The 23702-nt window shown below is 60.7% G+C and carries 19 protein-coding genes; 6 read left to right on the forward strand and 13 right to left on the reverse strand.

Annotation, left to right across the window (positions count from 1 at the left end):
- Window positions 1-44 precede the first annotated feature (44 nt).
- The gene (locus HMI60_RS20120) at window positions 45-650 is read left to right on the forward strand and encodes an NAD(P)-dependent oxidoreductase (protein ID WP_018778500.1); all 606 of its coding nucleotides are present in this window, start codon (window positions 45-47) and stop codon (window positions 648-650) included.
- Between the two features lie 5 nt (window positions 651-655).
- Here the strand turns inward: HMI60_RS20120 and HMI60_RS20125 are convergent, their stop codons facing one another.
- From HMI60_RS20125 to HMI60_RS20145, 5 genes are all read right to left on the reverse strand, one after another.
- Window positions 656-2101: an NAD(P)/FAD-dependent oxidoreductase gene (locus HMI60_RS20125; RefSeq protein WP_193590300.1), complete on the reverse strand. Its 1446-nt coding sequence runs from the start codon at window positions 2099-2101 to the stop codon at window positions 656-658.
- The gene (locus HMI60_RS20130; protein ID WP_055976730.1) at window positions 2094-3602 is read right to left on the reverse strand and encodes a glycosyltransferase family 87 protein; all 1509 of its coding nucleotides are present in this window, start codon (window positions 3600-3602) and stop codon (window positions 2094-2096) included. Before HMI60_RS20130 ends, HMI60_RS20125 begins: the two co-directional genes overlap by 8 nt.
- 151 nt (window positions 3603-3753) lie before the next feature.
- Entirely contained in the window at window positions 3754-3894 is a 141-nt protein-coding gene (locus HMI60_RS20135; RefSeq protein WP_018778497.1) for a hypothetical protein, read from the reverse strand.
- Between the two features lie 603 nt (window positions 3895-4497).
- The gene (locus HMI60_RS20140) at window positions 4498-5079 is read right to left on the reverse strand and encodes a histidine phosphatase family protein (RefSeq protein WP_193590301.1); all 582 of its coding nucleotides are present in this window, start codon (window positions 5077-5079) and stop codon (window positions 4498-4500) included.
- Window positions 5076-6548, reverse strand: coding sequence for a CCA tRNA nucleotidyltransferase (locus tag HMI60_RS20145; RefSeq protein WP_018778495.1), 1473 nt, complete (start codon window positions 6546-6548; stop codon window positions 5076-5078). The genes HMI60_RS20140 and HMI60_RS20145 overlap by 4 nt, the downstream gene beginning before the upstream one ends.
- 196 nt (window positions 6549-6744) lie before the next feature.
- Here HMI60_RS20145 and HMI60_RS20150 point away from each other — a divergent pair, with 196 nt between their 5' ends.
- The 5 genes from HMI60_RS20150 to trxA all read left to right on the forward strand — a co-directional run bounded on the left by HMI60_RS20150 (window position 6745) and on the right by trxA (window position 12617).
- Window positions 6745-7248: an NUDIX hydrolase gene (locus HMI60_RS20150; protein ID WP_018778494.1), complete on the forward strand. Its 504-nt coding sequence runs from the start codon at window positions 6745-6747 to the stop codon at window positions 7246-7248.
- Between the two features lie 26 nt (window positions 7249-7274).
- On the forward strand, window positions 7275-9287 hold the full coding sequence (gene murJ, locus HMI60_RS20155) for a murein biosynthesis integral membrane protein MurJ (protein WP_193590302.1): 2013 nt from the start codon (window positions 7275-7277) through the stop codon (window positions 9285-9287).
- Between the two features lie 140 nt (window positions 9288-9427).
- On the forward strand, window positions 9428-11071 hold the full coding sequence (locus HMI60_RS20160; RefSeq protein ID WP_039243547.1) for an ABC transporter substrate-binding protein: 1644 nt from the start codon (window positions 9428-9430) through the stop codon (window positions 11069-11071).
- Between the two features lie 228 nt (window positions 11072-11299).
- Window positions 11300-12256, forward strand: a complete 957-nt coding sequence (trxB, locus tag HMI60_RS20165) for a thioredoxin-disulfide reductase (protein ID WP_018778491.1) — start codon at window positions 11300-11302, stop codon at window positions 12254-12256.
- A gap of 34 nt (window positions 12257-12290) precedes the next feature.
- The gene (gene trxA / locus HMI60_RS20170) at window positions 12291-12617 is read left to right on the forward strand and encodes a thioredoxin (protein ID WP_014923339.1); all 327 of its coding nucleotides are present in this window, start codon (window positions 12291-12293) and stop codon (window positions 12615-12617) included.
- 4980 nt (window positions 12618-17597) lie between these two features.
- On the opposite strand, the gene HMI60_RS20175 is transcribed toward trxA, so the two are convergent.
- The 8 genes from HMI60_RS20175 to rpmH all read right to left on the reverse strand — a co-directional run bounded on the left by HMI60_RS20175 (window position 17598) and on the right by rpmH (window position 23255).
- Window positions 17598-18839: a ParB/RepB/Spo0J family partition protein gene (locus HMI60_RS20175; RefSeq protein ID WP_193590303.1), complete on the reverse strand. Its 1242-nt coding sequence runs from the start codon at window positions 18837-18839 to the stop codon at window positions 17598-17600.
- Window positions 18840-18906: 67 nt separating this feature from the next.
- Complete coding sequence (locus HMI60_RS20180) at window positions 18907-19962, reverse strand: ParA family protein (RefSeq protein WP_227453619.1); 1056 nt, start codon at window positions 19960-19962, stop codon at window positions 18907-18909.
- 87 nt (window positions 19963-20049) lie between these two features.
- Window positions 20050-20700, reverse strand: coding sequence for a 16S rRNA (guanine(527)-N(7))-methyltransferase RsmG (gene rsmG, locus HMI60_RS20185; protein WP_039238988.1), 651 nt, complete (start codon window positions 20698-20700; stop codon window positions 20050-20052).
- Window positions 20701-20705: 5 nt separating this feature from the next.
- Entirely contained in the window at window positions 20706-21257 is a 552-nt protein-coding gene (locus HMI60_RS20190; RefSeq protein ID WP_039238989.1) for a R3H domain-containing nucleic acid-binding protein, read from the reverse strand.
- Complete coding sequence (yidC, locus tag HMI60_RS20195; protein WP_018778484.1) at window positions 21257-22234, reverse strand: membrane protein insertase YidC; 978 nt, start codon at window positions 22232-22234, stop codon at window positions 21257-21259. The genes HMI60_RS20190 and yidC overlap by 1 nt, the downstream gene beginning before the upstream one ends.
- A 16-nt stretch (window positions 22235-22250) precedes the next feature.
- Entirely contained in the window at window positions 22251-22736 is a 486-nt protein-coding gene (gene yidD / locus HMI60_RS20200; protein ID WP_026267272.1) for a membrane protein insertion efficiency factor YidD, read from the reverse strand.
- Entirely contained in the window at window positions 22666-23076 is a 411-nt protein-coding gene (gene rnpA / locus HMI60_RS20205) for a ribonuclease P protein component (protein WP_079582047.1), read from the reverse strand. Before rnpA ends, yidD begins: the two co-directional genes overlap by 71 nt.
- Before the next feature lie 41 nt (window positions 23077-23117).
- A complete protein-coding gene (rpmH, locus tag HMI60_RS20210; RefSeq protein ID WP_011776797.1) occupies window positions 23118-23255 on the reverse strand; it encodes a 50S ribosomal protein L34 in 138 nt (45 codons plus the stop codon).
- Window positions 23256-23702: the final 447 nt, after the last annotated feature.

Here is a 23702-nt window from a genome sequence, read left to right on the forward strand (position 1 = left end):
GATACCTTTGTCTTATTGCAAGGATACCAACCTCAAGGAGAGCTATGAAAATCGCAGTCTACGGCGCAACGGGCATGGTCGGCAGCCAGATCGTCAACGAATCCATCACCCGTGGCCACGAGGTCACCGCTATCTCCCGCAAGGGCTCAGAGGTTCCCGGCGCTTCCGCCCGGGCCGCGGACCAGGCCGACGGCCAGACGTTCGCGTCCATCGCGAAGGACCACGACGTCGTTGTGCTGGCGACGGGTCCCAGCCGCACCGGCGGCGACCATGCAGAATGGTTGGACGCCATGGCTACTGCTTACAGCAATGCCGAAGGCACCCGTTTGATGATCGTGGGCGGCGCCGGCACCCTGGAAGTCGATGGCGTCCGCCTCCTCGACTCCCCGGATTTCCCGGAAGCCTACAAGGCTGAAGCCACCACCGCAGCCAAGGCCCTTGAGGCCGTGAAGCAGTCCCCTGAATCCCTCGACTGGACCGTTCTGGCACCGGCACCGGTTATCCAGCCGGGCGAGCGTACGGGCGAATACACCGTGGCCAAGGACTCCCCGGCCGGCAACACCATCTCCACCCAGGACTACGCCGTGGCCATGCTGGACGAGATCGAAAGCCCGGCACACCGCCGCGCCCGTTTCACGGCCGCCAACTAACCCGCCTAGAGCCCCAGGCCCAGCCCGGGTACCCGTGCATTGAATATGTCCTTGAGGGCATGTTTCGCGGCGTGGTACCCGGGCATACCTGTGACTCCGGGGCCGGGAGGCGTGGAGGACGAACACAGGTACACACCGGATATGGGGGTTCTCCAGGGCACAGGAGAGACCACGGGCCTCTGCACCAGGCCACGCAAGTCCAACATTCCTGCGCTGAAGTCCCCACCCACATAGTTCTCGTTGTACGCGGACAGTTCCGCCGCCGTCGTGGTTTTCGATGCCACCACCACGTCACGGAACCCGGGCGCGTACCGCTCTATGCGGGCGATAACGGCTTCTGCCATGTCCACCGTGGAGTTCTTGGGGACATGGCAGTAAGTCCACAGAATCTGACGCCCTTCAGGGGCACGCGAAGCATCCACCAGTGACGGTTGGGAGACCAGCACATAGGGCTCAGCGGGGTGTTTGCCCATGTCCACGAGGTTTTCGGATTCGGCCATGGCCCGCCGCGAACCGCCCACATGGACTGTTCCGGCCTTGGCCAATTCCGGAGAGCGCCAAGGAACGGGACCCGAAAGGATGAAGTCCACCTTGCAGGCAGCATTCCCAAAGCGGAATGCTTCCAGGGCGCGTCGGTAGCGGTCGGGCACTTCAGATCCACCCAAGCGCGCCAGCGTCGGTGGCGCAACGTCCAGCAGGATGGCCTTCGCGGGCCGCACTTGGTCCAGGGAATCCACGCGCTCACCCACGCGGATGGTTCCGCCATGGGAGGTCAGGTCATCTGCCATGGCCCTGGCGATGGACATGGAACCACCAACCGGCACCGCCCAGCCGCCGGCATGGGCCAGGACACTTAGCAACAAACCAGCGCCTGTGGAACTGAGTGCCGGCTGGGATCCGAGGGCATGCGACATGACCCCCGTCAGGAGCGCCGGAGCCGCTTCCTCCCGGAAACGCCGGCCCCACAGCGGGGTGCCTTGGTCGAGGGTGGCCAGTCCGAACAGCAGCGCCGCAAGGGGGTCTTTCGGCAGGCGGAGCAACTGGTTCGACGTGAATTCCACGACGCCATCAACCCGCGCCAGCAGGGGACCGAGAAGCCGCCCGTAGGCCGGACCATCAACGCCCAACTCTGCGACGGTCCGTTCCAGGGACTGGTACGCCACCGCCGCACCGCCTGTGTCCAGCGGTGTACCGTGCTGGACCTCGGGAATGCGCAGATCCACGCGACGGGATAATTCGAACTCCCGGAAGAACGGCGAGGCCAGGGCCATCGGATGCACCGCCGAACAGACGTCATGCAGGAAGCCGGGTTCGATCAGTTCGGTGGTGCGCGAGCCACCTCCAATGTCATCGGCGGCCTCGTACAACGTCACGTCCAGTCCCGCGCGGGCCATGACCACGGCAGCGGCCAGACCATTCGGACCGGCCCCGACGACGGCGACATCAACCATCGCTGCTTACCTCCGATTGCTGGGCTGCTGTGGAACTGCTGTCGCGCCGGGGGCTCCACGGGAACACAGATCGCGACGGCCGCAAGAGGTCGACGCGCAACCAATCCCGGGCTCCGTCGAAGGGCCCGCCATGGGGATCGTCTTCGCCGTCGATCCGCAGGGGATCCTGGGCAGGATCCCAGATGTCCATGATGATCCGTGCCATCAGGTATGCGGTGACCACCATGTGCAGGCCCACCGCCAGGACGTAGTAGGACATGTCCAGGTTGTGCTGGACGGACCCTCCGCTGGTGGCCTGTCCAAGGTACATCCAGATCGCCGCCCAGTGGAGCCCCTCTGCTGCCTGCCAGATGAGGAAGTCGCGCCAACGCGGCCGTGCCAGGGCCAGCAGGGGGATAAGCCAGATGACGAATTGCGGGGAGTAGACCTTGTTGGTGAGGATGAAGGCGGCCACGATCAGGAAGGCCAGCTGGGCGATGCGCGGACGCTGTGGCGCGCACAAAGCCAGGATTCCAATCAGGGCACACGCCGCAATAAACAGGTAGAGGGCCAGCGTGTTGATGGTTGCAGCGTTCATCTGCATCCATTGCAGGCGGTCCGCCACCAGGTTGTAAGCGAACCAGGGCGAGCTGTAGCCGGCAGGCCGGGATTGCGTGAACTCGAAGAAGTAGCGCCATCCGGCTGGGTTCAGTGCCGCGAGGGGCAGGTTCACAGCGAGCCAGGACGCCAAGGCGGCTCCGGCAGTGACGAAGAAGGCCCGGAACTTTCCACTGCGCAGGGAAAGGACCAGAACGGCACCGAGGATCAACAATGGATAGAGCTTGGTGGCTGTGCCAAGGCCTATGAACACGCCGGCAAGGATCAACTTGTCCCGGGCGAAGAAGTACATGCCCAAGGCCAGCAAACCTACGGCCCACATGTCCCAGTTGATAAAGCCGGCAAGAATGATCCCGGGTGCAACGGCTACCATGGCGGCATCCCACGGGCGACGCTTGTTGATCCGGGCAGTGAGGATGACTGTGACCATCCAGACCGCCACAATCAGCGTCGCATTGACGTCGAAATACCCCAGGATCCGCTCGCTTCCCACCCCCTGACCGGGAACCATGAGCGCGGTGACCCCGGCAATGATCCCCATAAGCACCGGGTACTCAAACAGGCTGCCCTGGGTGAAGAAAGGAAAAACGCCATCGCCCAGGCCGCGGTTTTTGAAGAGCTCGGGGAAGTCCGAGTAGCAGGTGGCGTAGAACTGGCCGGGCGTTTCCCAGCCATTGACCCGGCAGTAGTCCTTTGCGAGCACGGCCAAAAGAGCCGCGATCACAGTGAGGACGATGAGTACCCGTTCAACAGTGAACGGGCGCGCTGAAACCTCTCCGGGAGACGAGCGTTTGCCCAATGGACCGCCCACCAGCTCCGTGAAGTTTCGAAGCAGGGAGTCACTGCGGCTGGGAACAACAAAGCGGGCACGTTTTCGTTGCCGGTGCGGCTTCGTCTCCTGCATGAATCGAGCTTACAGTCATGGCCTAACCCGACCCAGTTAAGCCGGACCAGACCCAGTTAAAAGGGGGGAGCCCACGCGTAGCCGCGTGGGCTCCTTGAGGTTCAGCATGGATATCCGGCATCTGAACTCCTTCGTGGCCGGCTCAGGGGAATCAACGGATGAGTCCCATCTGGTGCAGGACAACGAAAACGTCTTCACGGCGCTGGTCGAGCAGCTGGCCGTTGAACAGTGTGCGGTCCTTGGGAGCATCGCTGCTCTTGTAGAAACGCATCTCTTCGGGGCGTTTTTGCATGGTTCACCTCCTTTCACAAAGAACTACCCGGCATTTAGGCACAACAATTAGAGCTATTTATTTCGAAGGAAATAACAGCCAAAAGGACATAAATAGCCGAAGCCAATAAGGGGATTTTGCGGACCGAATCAGGAGAACCCGAATCGTCGTGCATAAAAGCGCGTGCTTCCTGCAGTCGACCCAACAAGAAGCTGGTTCCGAACTTTGGGGAAACTGCGCACCCGCGGCATGCTGCGTGGGTCCGCGCCTACAACTGACTACTCAGAACGCCAACCACGGAGAGTGGTGGCCATGAACACCGCCGGCGTCAGGCCGGTCCGGTGAATCAGGAGTGGGTCAGAGAGCAAAAACGGCGCGCGTCATCAGCAGAGGCCGGGGTAGCAGTGACGGTCAACTTCCGTCCGCTAGTCAAAGTAATCATTTTTCCCAACCTCCTTTTCTGGCCGTAACAGCCTGCTGTGGCATTGTCCCGGCTGACTAACCGGTGAATGCGCGCCTGGTTCCCGGCGGGTCGCTCTGGGAACAAGATATAAGCTACCCCATGAACACGGAGTTTGACCAGCACAATTGGCTAATTTGCCAAAAGTTTTCAAATTTTATGGTTTAGAGGCCCCAGCGGACAATTGCGGGCGTCCGCTTATCCCAACCAAGCGTGCACACTTTCGCGGTTCCGAGAATGAAGTGCCGGCCTTCGCGGGCGTTCATTTCGAGCCAACGCGCTGTGAGGATCCGGGAGAAATGTCCGTGTGCCACAACCAGGACATTGTCCATGCCCGATTCCAGGACACGCCCAATGATCTTGTCGGCCCGGGCAGCTACTTCATCCAGCGTCTCTCCGTTGGGCACTCCGTCGGTCCAGATGAGGTACTCCGGGTTGTCCTTGCGGATGAGATCGGAGCTGATGCCCTCGTAGTCGCCGTAGTTCCATTCCACGGCGAGTGGCTCGTGGACGGCGTCCGGATAGCCGGCGAGTTCCGCTGTCCTCCGGGCGCGTCGCAGCGGCGAGGTCAGGACGAGGTCGAAGTCGATGCCTTCCAGCACCTTCCGCGCCTCCACGGCCTGCTGCTCGCCCTCGACAGTGAGGGGGAGATCCGTCAGTCCCGTGTATTGACCGCTCTTGGACCACTCCGTTTCACCGTGGCGAAGGATCCAAAGTTGCGGACGCGGGGAAGTCACAGCGTTCATGAGGGCTCCTCAGTTTCGGTCGAAGGCTCGACGACGGCGGCGGACTCGGGTTGTTCTTCCCACCATGCCAGGAGCTTCTGCTCAGCTTCCTCCGGTGAGAGCGGCCCGTGTTCCATCCGCTCTTCGAGGAGGAACTTGTAGGCGCGTCCCACCACGGGTCCGGGCTTCAGTCCCAGCAGTGCCATGATCTGCGCTCCGTCCAGGTCGGGCCGGACAGCTGCCAGCGACTCCTGCTCCAAGAGCGCCGTGATGCGGTGCTCAAGGTCATCGTAAGCGAAGGACAAACGGTCGGCCTTGCGCTGGTTACGCGTGGTGACATCTGAACGGGTGAGCCGGTGCAGGCGTTCCAGCAGGGGGCCGGCGTCGGTCACGTAACGGCGGACCGCGGAGTCGCTCCAGCCGGCGTCACCGTAGCCGTAGAACCGCATGTGCAGTTCAACCAGGCGGGAAACAGCTTTGATGGACTCGTTGTCGAACCGCAGTGCCTTCATCCGCTTGGCCGTCAGTTTGGCGCCCACGACGTCGTGGTGGCGGAAGCTCACCGCACCGCCCGGTTCGAATCGGCGCGTCGCCGGCTTGCCGACGTCGTGCATCAACGCAGCGAACCTCAACACGAAGTCGGGGCCGGGAACCGGACCGTCAGGACCGGTTTCCAGCGCAGCAGCCTGTTCCAGGACCTGCAGCGAGTGCTGGTACACATCCTTGTGCCGGTGGTGCTCGTCGGATTCCAGGCGCAAGGCGGAGACCTCGGGCAGTACGAATTCGGCGAGCCCAGTGTCCACCAGCAGGTCGATGCCTACGCGCGGGTGCGCACCGTTAATCAGCTTGACCAGCTCTTCGCGGACGCGCTCTGCCGAGATGATCTTGATGCGATCGGCCATGTTGGACATGGCCAGGCGCACGTCGTCATGGACCGACACGCCCAGCTGGGATGCGAAACGGGCAGCGCGCATCATGCGCAGGGGGTCGTCCGAGAAGGACGACTCAGGTGCGCCGGGTGTGGCGAGCTCGGAAGCGTGCAGATCGCGGACGCCGCCGAAGGGGTCTACCAGCTCCAGGCTCGGCAGGCGCAGTGCCATGGCGTTGATGGTGAAGTCCCGGCGCAGCAGGTCGTCGGTCAGGGAGTTGCCGAACGCGACCACCGGCTTGCGGGAATCGGGGTCGTACGCCTCGGCCCGGTAGGTGGTGATTTCAATCTGGAAGCCGCTCTTCCGCATCCCGATGGTGCCGAAGGCGCGCCCGATTTCCCAGAAGTTGTCCGCCCACTTCTTGATGACGGTGATGGTCTGGTCCGGCGTGGCGTCGGTGGTGAAATCGAGGTCCGGAGAGGTCCGGCCCAGAAAGAGGTCACGCACGGGGCCACCCACCAAGGACAGCTCGAATCCGGCATCGACAAAGCGCTGCCCGAGGTCGAGCACCACCGGATCGATGGTGAAGTTAACAGAAGAGCTGTCCAATACGTGCGCCATAGTTCCTTAAGCTTGGCAGATTTTTGCGCTGCATTGGGCCACTGTTCCATGCGAAATCAGGCATGCGTCCGCCGGGCATCTCCTGCAGTCCATCTTGTGGCCATGTCCCGGTCATCACTCCGGGGCAAGAGTCGTTAGAGTGGACCACATGGCCAACCCGATTCCGAGCGCTCCTGGCAGGAGGACAAACGCACCGTTGCCGTCGGCAATCGGTGCCCACGTCGCGCCTGCCCCGCAGCACCCGGTGCAGGCCTCGCTTCCGACGGTTGAGGAAGTGTCCGCCGGTGGTGTCGTAGTTGACACGTCCGACGGCGAACTCCGGGTTGCGATCATCGCCCGCCTTAACAGGGGTGGCCGTCTCGAGTGGTGCCTGCCGAAGGGCCATCCGGAAGGCCGGGAGAACAACGAGGAAGCTGCTGTACGCGAGATCGCCGAGGAAACCGGGATCGAAGGCAGCATCCTGGCACCGCTTGGCAGCATCGACTACTGGTTCACTGTGAGCGGCCACCGCGTCCACAAAACGGTGCACCACTTCCTGCTCAGGGCAACCGGTGGCGAGCTGACCATCGAGAATGATCCGGACCAGGAAGCCGTGGATGCTGCGTGGGTTCCCATCCAGGAATTGGCCCGAAAGTTGTCCTTCCCGAACGAACGCCGCATCGCCGACCTGGCACGGGAAGTGCTGCCCGAACACCTCTGACCCGGGTACATGGGACGATAAAGGCGATGTCTGAAGCCAAAACAACCCAGTCCGTTCAATCCGGAGAAGCACGTTCCAGCGCCATCATGGCCGCAGGGACGCTCGTTTCCCGGTTCCTTGGTTTCGCCAAAACCTGGATGCTCGGTGCCGCCCTCGGCCTGGGTTCCACGGTCAATGACACGTTCATTAACGCGAACAACCTGCCAAACCTGATCTTCCTGCTGGTGGCAGGCGGCGTGTTCAACGCCGTCCTGGTTCCGCAGATCATCAAGGCCAGCAAGGCTCCGGACAGGGGCGCGGATTACATCAGCAGGCTCCTGACGCTGGCTGTGCTGGTGCTACTGGCACTCACGGCCCTGGTGACCCTCGCGGCGCCGCTCGTCATCGACCTCACCACCCAGGGATACTCCGAGCAGCAGAAGGCCCTGGCGGTCACCTTCGCCCTCTGGTGCCTGCCCCAGATCTTCTTCTACGGGCTGTATGCCCTGCTCACGCAGGTCCTCAACGCCCACGGGGCTTTTGGGCCCGCCATGTGGGCCCCCATCCTCAACAACCTCGTGGCCATTGCCGGCCTGGGACTGTTCATTTGGATCCTCGGCGCCAACATCGTAAACCCCCACACTCTGGACAACTGGGGGCCAACCCAAACGTTCCTCCTCGCCGGCTTCTCCACCTTCGGCGTGGTGGCCCAAACCGCCATCCTGCTGATCCCGGTCTTCAAGCTGCGCCTTGGCCTGCGTCCCCGCTTTGGTTGGCGCGGCGTTGGACTCGGCCAGGCAGCCAAGCTGAGCGTTTGGACACTGGCGACTGCCGCCGTCGGGCAGCTGGCGTTCCTGTACGTCATGAGGATCGCCACGATCCCCGGCGCCGAGCGCCTCCGCCTGGACAACGCCGGAGACCGGGCGGCTGCCGCTGTCCTGCCAGGCAACGCCGTCCTGGAGGTGGCCAGCCAGCTGTACCTGCTGCCGCACTCGATCATCGCTTTGTCCCTGGCCACGGTCCTCTTCAACCGCATGACACGCGCTTCGCAGGACGGCAACAAAGCCGAGCTTCGCGACGCCCTCTCGCATGGCCTCCGCACCATGGCTGTTGCCACGGTCTTCGGCGCCCTGGCGCTGTTCGCATTGGCGGGGCCGCTGGGCATGTTCTTCTCCGGTGGTGAAAGGCAAGACGGCGTGATGCTGGCGCAGACACTCACCATCCTTGCCCTGAGCACCCCGTTCCTGAGCGCAAACTTCATGATGTCCCGCGTGTTCTACGCCAACGAGGACGCCCGTACGCCCCTGTATGTCCAGTTGTGGCTGGCCGTCATCTACGTTGTGGGCGCCTTCTTCATCCAGTTCCTCCCCGTCGGCCAGATCATCTACGCGATCGCCATCCTGTACATGCTGGGCAACATCCTGTCCGTCGTGATCAGCGTGGTGTTCCTGCGCCGCCTGCTGGGGCACCTGGACGGTCCCCGGATCGCCAATTCATACATCCGCATGGGCTACGCGGGGCTGGGCTCCGCCCTGGCCGGCGCCCTCGCACTGTGGCTGCTTGGCAGTTACCGTTCTGACGGTTTCGCGTGGAGCAGCCGCCCGGCCGCCTTGGTGACGGTGGCCGTCGTCGGACCCGTCATGCTGCTGGCCTACCTTGTCCTGCTTCGCGTTTTCCACGTCACCGAACTTCGTGACCTCCTGCGTCCGCTGATGAGCCGCTTGGGCCGCGGCACGCCCGCGCCTGCTGGCGCCCCCGCAGAACCCACGACGGCGGCGCGCGCCACGGTCTCGGACGATACCGGCTTGATCCCGCGTATCTCCGGCGAGTTCGACGCCGCGTCCTTCCGCGCCGGACCCGCAGTGGCTCCCCAGCGCGCCCCCGAACCCGCACCGGACCAGCCGGATGCACCCAAGGTGTATCTTCCGGAGGAAGACGAACCGAGCACAGCGCAGGGCGGCAAGTTCCGCCCATCGGTACCGCTTCCGGGCCGCCGGACGTACCAAGGCGAGGCCGGACGCAATCCGTACTTCCCTGTTCCGCGAAACCGCAGGAAGTGAGCCGGTGCCGCCAACATGGGCGGCGGCACTGAATCCGCTAGGCTAGAAACGAATATAGGTAGTTGCAAAAGCGGTGGAACCGGCTAGCCGGGCCGGCCGTATGCAGGACCCGCAGCTCCCGGACAGCCTAGGAGGAACACGTGTCCCACCCGATCGACGTCGGATCAGTACTTGGCGGCCGCTACAAGGTCACGGCCAATGTGTTGACCTCGCATGACCAAGATCAGGTGCTCGACGGCGTGGACCAGGTCCTCAACCGTCCCGTGAGCATCCTTGTTGCCGGTCCCGGAAACGCCGAACAGGTTGCCCAGAGCGCCCGCGAAGTGGCCACAGGGGAGCGCCCCGGGCACGTCCAGATCCTGGACCTCGGCATCAGCGAAAACACCACCTACCTGATCACCAACCACAGCACCGCACCTGATCTGTTGGACCTGGTGGTGGCTACCAACCCGCCCTACATCGAACCGTTCTTCACAGAGACTCTGGGCAGTGAGATCTTCGGCCAGGCGCGCACCTATGAGCCGGAAACCTACGACGGCCTTTACGAGGACGACGAGCACGAGGCCGAGTACATCCAGTACGACGAAAACGGCTATGCCATCACCCCCGAGTCGGATGATGAACCTGAGCCTGCCGCACCCGCACGCAGCGCACCCCACGTGCCGCCCATGCCGGCGTCCAATCCGTCGTCCGCCAAGAGCGGCATCGCGGGCAAGCTCGCAGCTGCCGCCGCCGGGGCCGGTGCAGCAGGTGTTGCCGCCGCTTCCGCGCTGAAGAAGAACGCCGGTTCAAAGAACAACAACGACGCCGGTGCTGCCGCCGGCTCGTCGGCAGCTGCCACACCCGGTCCGGCCGCTGAGACGCCCACGCAGGCTGTTTCGTCGGAGGCTGTTTCGTCGCAGGCAGCTCCCGGCCGCGAACAGGCCCGCGAACCCAAGGTGTCCCTGTGGTCAGAGGAAGACTACGGCTACGCGGAGAGTGGCGCCGCAGCCGGTGGCGCGTCTGCTGCGGGCACCGCGGCTTCCAACCGAAGCGGCGAATCAGGCTACGACCGGGCGGCAAGCAGCTTCCCGGCGTCGTCGGCTGTCACAGAGGATTACTCAGACGAAGACGACGTTTATGAGGAAGAGGCTCCCGAAAAGGAGCCTCGGTCGCTGCGCTGGCTCGTGGGCGGCCTCCTTGCCGCCGTCTTGATCGTGGGTCTTGTCCTCGCGGTCACCAATTTGGGAAGTCTCCTGCCCAGCGGCCAGCCTGCTGCCACGCAGAGCAGCTCCACGCCGCAGCCCTCGGAGTCCACCAGCGAGGAGCCCCCGCCCACGGAGACAGCTCCGCCTGCGGCTCCGCCGGCTATCGAGGAGATCACCCGCCTCGGCAACTTCCCGTTCGCAGCGACGTTCGATAAGGACCTCGGCAAGGCTTTCGATGGCAACGCAGCCAGCTACTGGTCTGACATGGAGTTTGCCTCGGCCAACTGGGGCGGCCTGTCAGAAGAGGTGCCGCTCATGATCAAGCTGAAGGAACCGGCGGATATCAAGTCCGTGGTCCTCAACCAGCTGGGCGGTTCCGGTGGAAACATCAGCGTGTTCACCAACGATCGGCCGGCCATGGATGGCGCCAAGCTCGTAGGCACCAACAGCTTCACCTCCCCGGAACTGACCATTCCGCTGGCAAGCCCCACAAAGGCCCAATACGTCATTGTTGTCATCAAGGCGCTGCCCAAGCTGGCCGCACCCAAGACGCAGTACAACTTCGGGCTCCGGCTCGCTGAAGTTTCCGTTCAGTAGTCACATCCCGGGAGTTACCAGAGGGGCCGTTTCGATTCGTCGGGGCGGCCCTTACTGCTGTCTGTGCCAGCGTCACCGCTTCGATAAGGCAGGTGTCCAGACGGTACCCTGAATGTTGGTGGCTTTTAGGGTCCCCAACTCCAACGGAATATTTGGAACACATAAGGGGTTGAGTCAGGTGGCTGCCCCGAAAGCCGCAGCATCGACTAAGGAAGAGGTTCACGCCACGTGAGCATTGCAGAAAACAGCGCATCGCAGGTGCGTGACGTCATCATCGTAGGTTCAGGCCCCGCCGGCTACACAGCCGCTGTTTACACCGCCCGTGCCAACATGAAGCCTCTGCTCATTGCCGGTTCCGTCACTGCCGGTGGCGAACTGATGAACACCACGGACGTTGAGAACTACCCGGGATTCCCTGATGGCATCATGGGCCCGGACCTTATGGAGAACTTCGAGAAGCAGGCTGCCCGATTCGGCACTGAAATTCAGTTCGAGGACGTCACCGAGCTGGATCTCGACGGCGACATCAAGACCGTCACCATCGGCACGGGGGAGACCTTCCAGGCGAAGGCCATCATCCTGTCCACCGGTTCGGCGTACCGCGAACTCGGTCTGCCTAACGAGAAGCGACTCTCAGGCCACGGCGTTAGCTGGTGTGCAACCTGCGACGGTTTCTTCTTCAAGGATCAGGACATCGCAGTGATCGGTGGTGGCGACTCCGCGATGGAAGAAGCACTCTTCCTCACCAAGTTCGCCAAGTCGGTCACCGTTGTCCACCGCCGCGACACCCTGAAGGCTTCCAAGATCATGGGTGACCGCGCCCAGGCTCACGAGAAGATCAAGTTCGTCTGGAACACGGCTGTTGAAGACGTCCTCGGGGAGGATAAGGTCACTGGCCTGAAGCTGAAGAACCTGGTGGACGGAACCGAGTCCGAGCTCGCAGTCACGGGTGTCTTCGTGGCTATCGGCAACGATCCACGTACGGATCTGGTCAAAGGCAAAGTCGAACTGACTCCCGAGGGAACCATCGCCGTTGAGGGTCGTAGTTCGCGGACCAACATCAAGGGTGTGTTTGCTGCGGGCGACGTCATCGATCCGACTTACCGCCAGGCCATCACGGCTTCGGGTTCCGGTTGTGTCGCTGCCCTCGACGTCGAACACTACCTCGCAGACCTGCACTCCTAAGCTGCATCCAAGCAACCATACGAAGGGAAAAGTTATGAGCAACGCAAAAGACGTAACTGACGCAAGCTTCAGCACGGATGTCCTGGCTTCCGAAAAGCCGGTCATCGTGGACTTCTGGGCAGAGTGGTGCGGCCCCTGCCGCAAACTCGGTCCCATCCTCGACGAGATCTCCGTTGAGTACAGCGAGAAGGTTGACGTCGTAAAGCTGAACGTCGATGACAACCCGGCAATCGCTGCCGAGTACGGCATCACCTCCATCCCTGCTGTGTACCTGTTCAGCGGGGGAGAAGTGAAGAGCACCGTGATCGGCGCCAAGCCGAAGCAGTTCTTCGAAAAGGAATTCGCGGACGTCCTGTCCTAAGGCTTACGCCTTAACCGGATAGTCTGCAGCCGGCGGTTCCGCTCCCAAGGGAGCGGAGCCGCCGGTTTTTTTGTTGTTTGTAAAGATCAGCCTCTACCAGTCTCATACCTGCCAGTGCGTCGACTGGAAGCGTTCTGTTGCATGCGACGGCGAATTAGCGCCTTTCCCTACCTGGGGTAGGGGCAAATCGCACAAACCTCCCTCATATCCGGCCCTCCTCCACACCCCGCCACCTTCCCACCCGACCCTCCTCCACACCCCGCCACCTTCCCACCCGACCCTCCTCCACATCACGTCTTCTGTCTGTTAGCGCGAATAGACCCGCAGCCCGACAGTGCGCGTAACGTGATGCACGCGAAGCTCAGAGTTAATGCCGATTCGACCGCGAGCTAAGTCCTGAGACAACCCGAATGGTGTGGTCATGGCTCCTCCATAGATCAAGGGGCCGCAAGTATTCTCACGTTCTGGCCGAAGAGGGGCAAGTTGCGGCCTGGGAGGGCTATGGGATGACCCAGCACCTGGGCTCAGCTAAGAAGAGTGACAGCTTCGTCTTTGGTAGAGGCCGGTGTTCCCATTTGGGATGTGTACCTCGCCGCACCATTACGGAGACGACGCTGATGGAGTCGAGAATCAGAGCTTTCGCGGCAAGAGCGCGGTCTTCAAAGCCCAAGTTCAGATTTTATGGCGAGTTGATCAGCCCACTTCCTGCATCACAATGACATCTACCACTTTTAACAGGGCAAGAGGGCAATCGAAGTCCCTATTCGGAATTCGGTAGGACGGGGTCCTCCTGTTTCACGTGAAACGACCTCCAGGCACTGAAATGACCAGCACCCGCTGCTCGGTGTTTCACGTGAAACGAGACCAATCGGATCCGTTCGACACCACGGTGATGGCACTACGACAGCACTACAGGGTAGGCCAACGGTGAATGAATCCGATCCCGACAATTGGATTCATTCACCGTCTCGTCCGGAAACGCGACGGAGTAGATGTCTCAGGACCCAGCGATGAAGTATGCGCTGCGGTCGGCGAGGAGTCGTACCAGCGGCTGCACAGCAGACGCGTATGCGCCTTCAGTGCTATGGGCCTTCGGAAGTTCTTTCATCGGCCCCTACCGGGACGTATGCCCTCAGGGAGGCCGCTCCGGTTGCTCAGCCGGCTCTGTAAGGCGATCGCGGCTTTTCCCGAAGCAGATTCCGAAGCAGCGGCATGCTGTCCGCTCTAGGCGTGCTTCCATGGCTGCCAGGGCCCTGAAGTGGCATGAAGTGGCAGAGTTGCGACCAACAGCCTCTAGGCTAGTGTAGAAGCGCTTGTATGACCCGGAGTAGCCCTTTAGACGACTTCCGCGAACTGAAGGTTCAAGACTCTAAACCAGGCCCATTCACGAAAGCATCAGAACGTTCCACCTCCAAGCAGACTCGTTCCGAGGAGACCTCTCCGCGGTAACCCCACAGAGACACGGAATGTCTGTTTCACGTGAAACGTATCCGTAATTTCACGACGACCAGTGTCCCGGGAAGCACACTCGAATCTGATCACAAGCAAGACAGCCAAAGACTGCCGCCGTTAGGACTCTTGCTGCTTGCTGCTGCGGAGCGAGCATCTCATGAGGAGCATGGCGCGTGACCGGAACGCCCATGGGGCTTGCTGCTTTGCCTTTTGAATCGAAGCCACCGAGAAGTAGCTCAAGGGCGGGATTGCCTCTTCTCTTGAGGATTATCGTGTCACCCGACCGCAAGAGTGTTCAGCCTGACGGCCTAAGCCCATGTCGACGATCGCAGCACGTCCACATTACGCCATGTGATTTCAGGTATTCAGCTGTCGATTGTCCGCTACGCCGGCAGCGCCTCAGGACTCCGCACATTGCCCTGTGGGCTAATGGCGACAACTCTTCGCGACGGAACACCAACGGCATGCCTGGCTATGGGTCGTTTCACGTGAAACCGAACCACAGAACACTCTCTAGCCAGCGGCTACGGAGGGCACCTATTCTCTCAGTAGACTCAGCGCGTCTCCTCGCTGAACCCTTGTGTGTGGGGCGGACTGCGACGATGCCTACTACGACGGCCGAATAGGATCACGAGATACTTGCCATGCTGATCCCGGGTTCTGATTGCTGAGGCAGGGGAACTCTGACAGCTACTCGGTCCCCACGCCAGGCCAACTGCGGCCACCGTTCAGTGCCTCCAGGTGGCGCACTGTTTATGCGGAGCCAGAGGAATGCATGGACGTCAACATGAGGCAGCTCGTATCTCAGTCGCTATGGCCATTCGTGACAGAACATCCGATGATTCACGCACCTAGGTGCTCGGCATCTTAGGCACGTTCGGCGCAATGCTCCGTCAGCAGCCACAGGTGTCGGCCTTCATTCCCGTTCTGTCATCCCAGGCTGAGAGCGGGAGGGGATCACCCTACCGTCCGCGCCAATCGCCGGCCTAGGCGAAGGCCTCAACTCTGTCGTGCTCTCGGATGGATCAGGATTGATCCTAGCCGTCATCCCCAAGTTATCCGCAGGGGAGCCCACTTCTTATGCACATAGTTATCCACAGGCTTATCCACTGCGGGTGTTCAATCTCACCATCCCACTAAGAGAGCCAAGACAGTGGGACATCTATGGCATCTTTTGGGGAAGTTGATTCCAATGCACAAAGCCCAAACTGCTGAGGCTCGAAAGTTCCGAAATTGCGCAAGAATACAGCGCTTTTACGTGTCATAAACCCCTGTTGAAGCTCAATTTCTACCACTCGGGATCAAACCCAGAACAGGCCTTGCCGCATCACTTCAGGCCATCCGGCGGACGGGCTCTGAGGAAGCCGTCGAGTCATATTCGCTCGCTCGTTCGACCCGCATCGGCCGAACGTTATCCCCAAAGATATCCACAGGCTTATCCACTGCGATATGCACAGTTGTAACGGGCAGTTTAGACCACGACGAGGTAATGGTCCCCTCTGCGTTTCACGTGAAACAAGCGGAGATGATGGCCCTATGCAGCGCCTGCAGGTGCGCCGGCTGATGAGGTCGTAATAGGGGAGCCGGCTACTCAGCGGCCTAAAAGCCAGTCGTCGAATCGCTAGAACAATAGTGTGTGAACGCGGACGAAATACTCGTCCTCAACATCCGACCAATACAAGCCTCGACCCCGCACTCACCGTCAGAGATCCAGGGTGCGTGATACGGGGGAGTGTATGGACAGATGCCGGATACTGCCGGCCTAGCCTGAATCCTCACGGCGAAGACGATGAGATTGCACAGGGCAGAGCGCCCTACGGACGGAACGAACTATAGGTGGTCCAAGAGGCCCCTTGGCCTGTTTTTCACCCCTGAAGGTGCCAACCTGGGCTGGTTCATGCCTCACAGGCCTTCGACACTCCCGACACCCATGGACGCCCCGAGACCTCGCTAGCCCAGGCATTGGGGGAGCATTCAACATCGCTAGATAACTGGCCGCGGCTAAGCTATCACCGAGACCCTGGATCACTATAGGACCCTACACACCCACGGTGCTGTACTCCCTTACTGCCCTGGTGCTCGACTCCACAGCTTGAACAGCACGGTGACAACCATTCAATTGGGGACTACACCTAACTATTTGGGCAATCGAGCGCTTCACTGCCACACCTTGGCCGCGTTGCTCCTGATCTGACGATGGCACCGGCCTAACCAATGGGTCTTCCGAGGACACACTGGTTCGGCTGCAAGCCAGGGAACTATGCGAGCAGCCAGCCGCGCCAACCAGCCACGGCGCTCCTTCGCACCTGATGCGACCCGATCAATCTGGTTCTCTGGACCTGCCGGGCTATGTGCGACGGTCGGCTAATCCGTGGCTCCATCATCCTCCGCCCTACAGCAGTGTCTCATGACTCCAAGACAGCGACGCCAGCGAAGTCCGGGTCCGCAGTCGCCAGCTCTGCAGACACCCTCAGGCACAGTCCGGTTGCAGGTAAGACGGTCTATACAGACCGCTAGGCCCAGACGCCAGCAACATTCCTCTGGCCCAGAGTATGCGGAGCAACCTCCTTAGAGGTCAATGTGAACCCTATTCCGTTTTAGTAGATTTGTACGGCAATGTTTCACGTGAAACAGACGGGATACTGAGCCCCCACGGCTTGGGATATCGAATGTAGAAGCGTGGGAGGAGACTGATCCTGACTCGAATCAGAAGGATCCCACGCCCAGTCCAAAGGCAGTGATACGACTCAGCCAAGGCGGCAAACCAGCGGACCATAGCCCTATGGTCAGTCTGGGTGTTTCACGTGAAACCAGCAATGTCAGAGTACAAGATGTATCACTGCAGGCGCCGCATCTCCGTAAACAGGTACGCATGGACCTCTCGGGCATTCTCTGTCGCCGCTGGCTGCTGTAAGGTTCGTTCCTCAGTTGTGTCCAGGGCGACTTGAAGGGGATCGCCTATGGCCGGAAGAGTGCTTTTGGCGCTGCACGGCGCATTGCGCTGATTTCGACACGGAGAATAGGGCGGCCGCAGGTTTCACGTGAAACACCGTGAACATCTGGCGTGGTTTCAGATACCGGCGGAACAAACCTGTGCTCCCAGCACATGGAATCCCGAGTTATTCCAATATCAAGATCTTAGGTAGACGTCCCGGCACTAAATCATGATTTCGACCAACTGCTAAGAGAGCTGATAGCTCAAACACCCAAAGAGAGGGCCTAACCACAGCGCGAGACGCTACTGAGACGGCATCTGTATGAGTAGATTGCCGGAGATTTCTAGACCCCGGCACTGCGTGTTTCACGTGAAACACGCCAGTCCTAGTCAAATCAGTTAGTCAGCCCCACTCTGCGATGCACCAACACCCAGCGCCGGCGCGGATCGAGAGAACCGTTCCGCGCGCCCGCCGGGAATGAAACGGTGCCTCACGGTGCAAGGCCAGAAACCCCCAAAAGGGGCACATCGATCTGGAAAGAGAGGAAGGGCCCCACTCAATGAGTGGAGCCCTTCAGTAATTGCGCGTTAGCTTAGTCTTCAGAACCCGGACCCAGAACATCCATAATGCGGTTGAGGTCCTCAACGCTGGCGAACTCGATGCTTACTCGTCCCTTACGGGCGCCCAAAGTGATCTTCACATTCGTGTCCAAACGGTCCGAAAGTGAGGAAGCGAGGTAATCGAGCCGCTCATGCCGAGCATTTGGCTTGGGAATGCTGCTCTTCGCGGGCGTGGTGGGATCCTGGTAAAGCGTCACTGCCTCTTCGGTGGCACGCACAGACATACCCTCGGCGACAATACGCTGCGCCAGGCGTTCCATTGCGGCCGCATCCGGAAGGGCAAGCAAAGCCCGTGCATGGCCTGCGGATAGGACACCAGCGGCCACACGACGCTGCACCAACGGCGGAAGCTTGAGGAGGCGCAGTGTATTGGAGACCTGCGGGCGTGAGCGGCCGATGCGATCTGCCAGCTGCTCGTGCGTAGTACCAAAGTCCTCCAAGAGCTGCTGATACGCTGCAGCTTCTTCCAAGGGGTTCAGTTGGCTACGGTGCAGGTTCTCCAGAAGAGCATCACGGAGAAGGTCGTCGTCTGTGGTATCCCGGACAATCGCAGGAATGGTTTCCAGCCCTGCGGCCTGTACTGCCCGCCACCGACGTTCGCCCATAACAAGCTCGTACGGTTCTCCACCCTTTTCGGTTGAGGTTCGTACAACAATTGGCTGGAGAACCCCTATTTCCCGAACGGAGTGAACCAGTTCAGCCATGTCGTCCTCATCGAAGACGGAACGGGGCTGTTTACGGTTCGGATGGATATCACCGACCGGGATCTCAGCGAACCGAGCCCCGGGAACCTCCACCAACTCGACGTCGTTGCTTTGGGGTGCCGAGGGCGCCTTTGCACCAGCTGAGGGAACCTGGACATCTGCATCCGAAGAAGGGACGGGCTGTTCGACGGCAGTGGACGCAGCGTCGGCAGAACGTTTCGCGCTGGACTTGGCAGCAGGCGTCTTGGCTAACGCGCTCTTGGCCGGTGACTTCGCCGCAGGGGCCTTGGCTTTTGACGTCGCGGGTGATGACTTCGCAGCTGCCGGCGCTGAATCGGCAGGCACCGACTCCTCACGCGGAGATTCAACTGTCGGTTCCGACGCCTTACGTGCTTCCGGGAAGAACAGGTCAACGGGGCGGGACGGCGCTGAGCCATTTCCCTGGGCCGCGGCCGAGCTAGGAATGAGAGCCCCAAGACCCCTGCCGAGGCCCCTTCGCTTTTCGCTCATTGATTCATCCCTCCGATGGAATAGCCGAGCACGGACCTGCCCTGGCTGTTGCTGTGTTTCAAGAATTCTAACGTTCAGCGATTTCGGCTGCGGCTTCCATATAGGACAGCGCGCCGCTCGATGAAGGGTCGTATGTCATGACGGTCTGCTGGTAGCTCGGCGCCTCAGAGATACGCACCGAGCGCGGAACCACCGCACTCAGGACCTGTTGGGGGAAGTGCTGGCGTACCTCTGATGCGACCTGTGCGGCAAGGTTCGTCCTGCCGTCATACATCGTGAGCAGGATGGTCGAGACCACCAAGTCAGCATTGAGGTGTTTCTGGATCATCTCAATGTTCTTGAGTAGCTGACTCAGTCCCTCAAGGGCGTAGTACTCACACTGAATGGGAATGAGAACCTCACTGGCCGCGCAGAATGCGTTAACAGTGAGCAGGCCCAGGCTGGGAGGGCAATCGATGAAGATGAAGTCCAGACGGCCCTCACCGTTCTTCTCCCGTTCCTTGGCATAGACATCAATGGCACGCCGGAGCCTCTGCTCACGGGCCACCAGCGAAACGAGTTCAATCTCAGCGCCAGCCAAGTGAATGGTCGCCGGCGCGCAGATGAGGTTGGGAATGTCGGGGCATGGGGCCACGACCTCCTTCAACGGAAGATCGTTGATGAGGACGTCGTAGATGCTGTCTACATCGGCATGGTGCTCAATACCCAGGGCCGTAGATGCGTTTCCCTGCGGATCGATATCGATCACGAGCACGTTGAGGCCTGCCGAGGCCAGGGCTGCTGCAATGTTCACAGTGGTAGTGGTCTTACCCACCCCGCCTTTTTGGTTGGAAACCGTAAAGATACGGGTCCCTTCCGGCTTGGGAAGTTCACGGCCGATCAAGCGCTCTCGGCGCCGCGTTTCATTCGCGAGCTGCCGCGCTATTGGGCTGGAATCATCGATGGAATCCATGACGTTCTGCACTCCATCTGAGACGGTTTCACGTGAAACTGCAGCGTTTGCAACTGAATCAGTGCGCACAATCGCGGACTGGAGAGACGAAGAGGGTGTAGCCATGGCCCGCGCGGACCCCAAGGACATAAAGGGGGGTATCCGTTGCGTGGAAGTTTCACTACTGCCCACTGGTCACACTCTCACTCTCATTCGGCGCTTGCTGCCGTTCTCTAGCCTAACCGCTCAGCCGCCGACACGCGGGAAACCAAGCGGTATCTACGCCGTCTTTCCGTGCTTCTTGACGATAATCCTCACCACAGTGGTGGGTTCTTCCAGCAGCTCCTGCCCGCAAACCACGACAGACGTTTCCACGCCCCCAAGCTTGCGGATGACTTTGCCGGCCTTCTCTATCTCTTCAGAAGCACTGCGACCCTTGATGGCCACTACCTCTCCGCTGCCGTTAAGCAACGGGATGGTCAGCCCGGCAAGATTGGTCAGCGCTGATACAGCCCTGGCTGTGACGACGTCAGCGTCCACCATGCCTACGGCCAACTCGGCACGTGTCCGCATGATGGTGACGTTGTCCAGTCCCAGGTCATCCACCACTTCCTGAAGCCAGATGACTCGACGTTCCAAGGGTTCAATCAAGGTCAACTCGAGATCCGGGCGGGCTATGGCAAGGCAGAGACCAGGTAGCCCGGCGCCGGAACCGACGTCGGCAACGTGGCTGTTCCTTGCGATGGCGGACTCGATCACTGCACAGTTGAGAACATGCCTGCTCCACAAACGGGGAACCTCGCGCGGGCCAATCAGCCCACGTTCTGTTCCTGACGTGGCCAGGTGCTCAACGTAGCGCTTGGCAAGATCCAGGCGCTCCCCAAAGATCTTCTCTGCAGCTGCCAGTTCTGCTGCGGTGATTTCGACCATGGGCTCTAGTCAGCCGAAACGACGATGTGACGGCCAGCGCCTTCGCCTTCGGACTCGGAGACGAATCCGAGATCAGCCACGGCATCATGGACAATCTTGCGCTCGTAAGCGCTCATCGGTTCGAGGGCCACAGTCCCGCCGTCTGCCTTAACCTTGGCCACTGCGTCTTCGGCGATCTGCTGGAGAACGCCTGCGCGCTCCTTGCGGTAGCCGTTGATGTCCAGCACCAGGCGTGAGCGGGTCTCGGTAGCGGAGAGAACGGAGAGGCGGGCGAGTTCCTGCAGGGCCTCGAGGACCTCACCGTCGCGCCCCACCAGGCTGTCCAGGGCCGCAGACTCTTCGTCCGTACCGATGGAGATGTAAGTACGTCCGTTCCGGACCTCAATGTCGATGTCGCCGTCGATGTCGGCTATATCAAGAAGTTCTTCGAGGTAGTCGGCGGCGATGTCGCCTTCCTCTTCCAAGCGGCTTGCCGTCTTGGATTGCGTCTCTTCCTGGGAGTCATCCTGCTCTTCAGTCACGGCGGCGATAACTTCTTCAGTGCTCTCGGCAGACATTACTTCTTCTTCCTGTTCTTACGTTGTGGCTGGACGCGCTGGGCACGGGCTTCGGCTGCTGCGGCTGCAGCAGCTTCGGCTTCGGCAGCGGCGTCCGCGGCTTTCTTGCCACCCAACAGCGGGGGCAGGCCCTTGGCAGCGCGGCGCTCTTCAAGTGCCTTCGCGGCAGGTGAGCCCGGGGTAGGCATACGGCGAATGACGAAGAACTGCTGTCCCATGGTCCAGAGGTTCGTGGTGGTCCAGTAGATGAGGACACCGATCGGGAAGTTGATGCCACCGATACCGAAGACGAGCGGCAGGATGTAGAGCATCATCTTCTGCTGGCGCATGAACGGGCTGGCCATGGCCTCTTCGGACATGTTCTTGGCCATGATCTGCTTCTGGGTGATGAACTGCGAGGCGGTCATGGCCACGATCATCACAATCGAAAGTACCCAGACCGTAACGTCATTGCCGCCAGCCCCGCCGTGCAGCAAGGATGCTGACAGAGGCGCGCCGAAGATGCTGGACTGATCGAACTGCACCACTTGTTCGTGGCTCATGGCACCGACGCCTTGGCCCTCCTTGGCGTTGGTGGAGATACCCGACAACACCTGGAACAACGCGAAGAAGAACGGCATCTGGATCAGCATCGGCAAACATGCCGAGAACGGGTTGGTGCCGTGCTTCTTGTACAGCGCCATCTGCTCCTGGGCCATGGCCTGGCGGGAGAGCTGATCAGTCTTGCCCTTGTACTTGGTCTGCAGCTTCTTCAAGTCCGGCTGCAGCAGCTGCATGCCGCGCTGCGCCTTGATCTGCTTCACGAACACAGGAATCAGGGCAGCACGGATCACCAGCACAAGGCCGATAATCGACAAGGTCCACGTCCAGCCGTTGGCGGCGGGCAAGCCGATGAAGCTCAGTCCGTCGTGGAAGGCAACCATGATGATTGACACCAGCCACTTGAACGGAAACATGATCGTTCCAAAGAAGTCCATACGATATCCCTATTCGTTAGGCCGCAGTGCGGCCTTCTTCATCAGCCTGAGCAGCCAGGAACTGGTCCGGATTGTTCAGTACAACAATTGTGGGCGTCCGGCCTTCGGGCCAATGACGATGGCCGGCGGGGACATGGTCCACTCCACCGGCGTTCCAGGGGTGGCATTTGGCGAGCCTCCTGGCTGCCAGCCAGCTACCCTTCACGGCGCCATGCACCGTCACTGCTTCCAAGGCATATGCCGAGCAGGAGGGAAAGAAACGGCAAACCTGGCCGTACAGGGGTGAGATCACCTTGCGGTATGTCTTCAGCAGGATGATCAGGATGTTGCGGGGCAGCTCCCAGAGGAATGTGCCCACCGCCGCCGAGAGGCTCCGCCGGGGAACCTTCCCGGAGGGGTCGCTTGAGGAAGGAACGACGGCGGTGCTTATGTCATGCACGCGGTGTCCCTTCCGTTGTGGTGCCGTTGTGTTCGGTCGAAGCATTGCGTGGAACTGAGCCACTCAATCGCTTCGTCGTCACTGCCAGTGCGGCGTTGTAGTCCGAAAGCAACTGCTCCCAGCTCGCATTTGCAGCTGCGGGCAGTGCCCGGACCACGACCGCCAGGCCCGTTCCATGCGTATGCAAGGAAAGTGCGCCTGCTTCTCTCAGTCTCCTCTTAACGAGGTTCCTGGTCACGGCGTTCCCGACGGCTTTGGAGACAATGAAGCCGATTCGACTCGGCTCCCCGGCTCCGATAGGAGCCGTATATAACACTAAGTTCCGGCGTCCATTGCGGACGCCGGAACGTACAGTTGTTGAAAAGTCGGTAGACGTCCGCAGACGGTTAGGGGTGGCTAGCACCGTCGAACCCGCAAATAGACCCTGACCGACAAGTCAGTTATTTACGCCGACAGTTCGACGCGGCCCTTGCCGCGACGGGCAGCCAGGATGGCGCGGCCGGCACGGGTGCGCATACGAAGGCGGAAGCCGTGCTTCTTGGCCCGACGGCGGTTATTCGGCTGAAAAGTCCGCTTGCTCACGTTAGTTACTCCAGTGGATCAAAGGTGCGCCCACCCGATCAAAAAAGGGGAAGAACTGGCCGACGCTAAGTTTTGTATGTGCCTGCCGCCGTTGCCTTCCGAACGATGAACGTACGGGGTTACAACTGATCTCAAAAGCGGACACAAAGGACTTCACAACGTTAGGGCAAAAAGGCACCCACAGTCAAACCGGGAGCCTGCCGCGCATCTATCCACAGTTGTGTTCAACAGCGGCTTCAAGCCTGTGGATGAAGTGGCTCACAGAGCGTTTTGCAGAACCACAACAGTGTAATTATCCACAGGCAACTTCCCAGCTATCTTCTGGCGATTTCATCCCCTAGAGTGGCTCAGTAGCCCATTGTCCACCCGCTGTGCATAACTCTGTGGATTAACGCCCGGACCAGCGCCCGCCTGAGACACCTCGGCTGCCAGCAACGCCGGCAAGCA

It is taken from the genome of Paenarthrobacter sp. YJN-D (genome assembly GCF_015040335.1).
GTDB lineage: Bacteria > Actinomycetota > Actinomycetes > Actinomycetales > Micrococcaceae > Arthrobacter > Arthrobacter nicotinovorans.

Excerpts from the sequence above, each read along its gene's own strand:
- HMI60_RS20120 (WP_018778500.1), top strand. The coding sequence starts at position 45 with ATGAAAATCGCAGTCTACGGCGCAACGGGCATGGTCGGCAGCCAGATC.
- HMI60_RS20125 (WP_193590300.1), bottom strand. The coding sequence starts at position 2,101 with ATGGTTGATGTCGCCGTCGTCGGGGCCGGTCCGAATGGTCTGGCCGCT.
- HMI60_RS20130 (WP_055976730.1), bottom strand. The coding sequence starts at position 3,602 with ATGCAGGAGACGAAGCCGCACCGGCAACGAAAACGTGCCCGCTTTGTT.
- HMI60_RS20135 (WP_018778497.1), bottom strand. The coding sequence starts at position 3,894 with ATGCAAAAACGCCCCGAAGAGATGCGTTTCTACAAGAGCAGCGATGCT.
- HMI60_RS20140 (WP_193590301.1), bottom strand. The coding sequence starts at position 5,079 with ATGAACGCTGTGACTTCCCCGCGTCCGCAACTTTGGATCCTTCGCCAC.
- HMI60_RS20145 (WP_018778495.1), bottom strand. The coding sequence starts at position 6,548 with ATGGCGCACGTATTGGACAGCTCTTCTGTTAACTTCACCATCGATCCG.
- murJ (WP_193590302.1), top strand. The coding sequence starts at position 7,275 with ATGTCTGAAGCCAAAACAACCCAGTCCGTTCAATCCGGAGAAGCACGT.
- trxA (WP_014923339.1), top strand. The coding sequence starts at position 12,291 with ATGAGCAACGCAAAAGACGTAACTGACGCAAGCTTCAGCACGGATGTC.
- HMI60_RS20175 (WP_193590303.1), bottom strand. The coding sequence starts at position 18,839 with ATGAGCGAAAAGCGAAGGGGCCTCGGCAGGGGTCTTGGGGCTCTCATT.
- rsmG (WP_039238988.1), bottom strand. The coding sequence starts at position 20,700 with ATGGTCGAAATCACCGCAGCAGAACTGGCAGCTGCAGAGAAGATCTTT.
- HMI60_RS20190 (WP_039238989.1), bottom strand. The coding sequence starts at position 21,257 with ATGTCTGCCGAGAGCACTGAAGAAGTTATCGCCGCCGTGACTGAAGAG.
- yidC (WP_018778484.1), bottom strand. The coding sequence starts at position 22,234 with ATGGACTTCTTTGGAACGATCATGTTTCCGTTCAAGTGGCTGGTGTCA.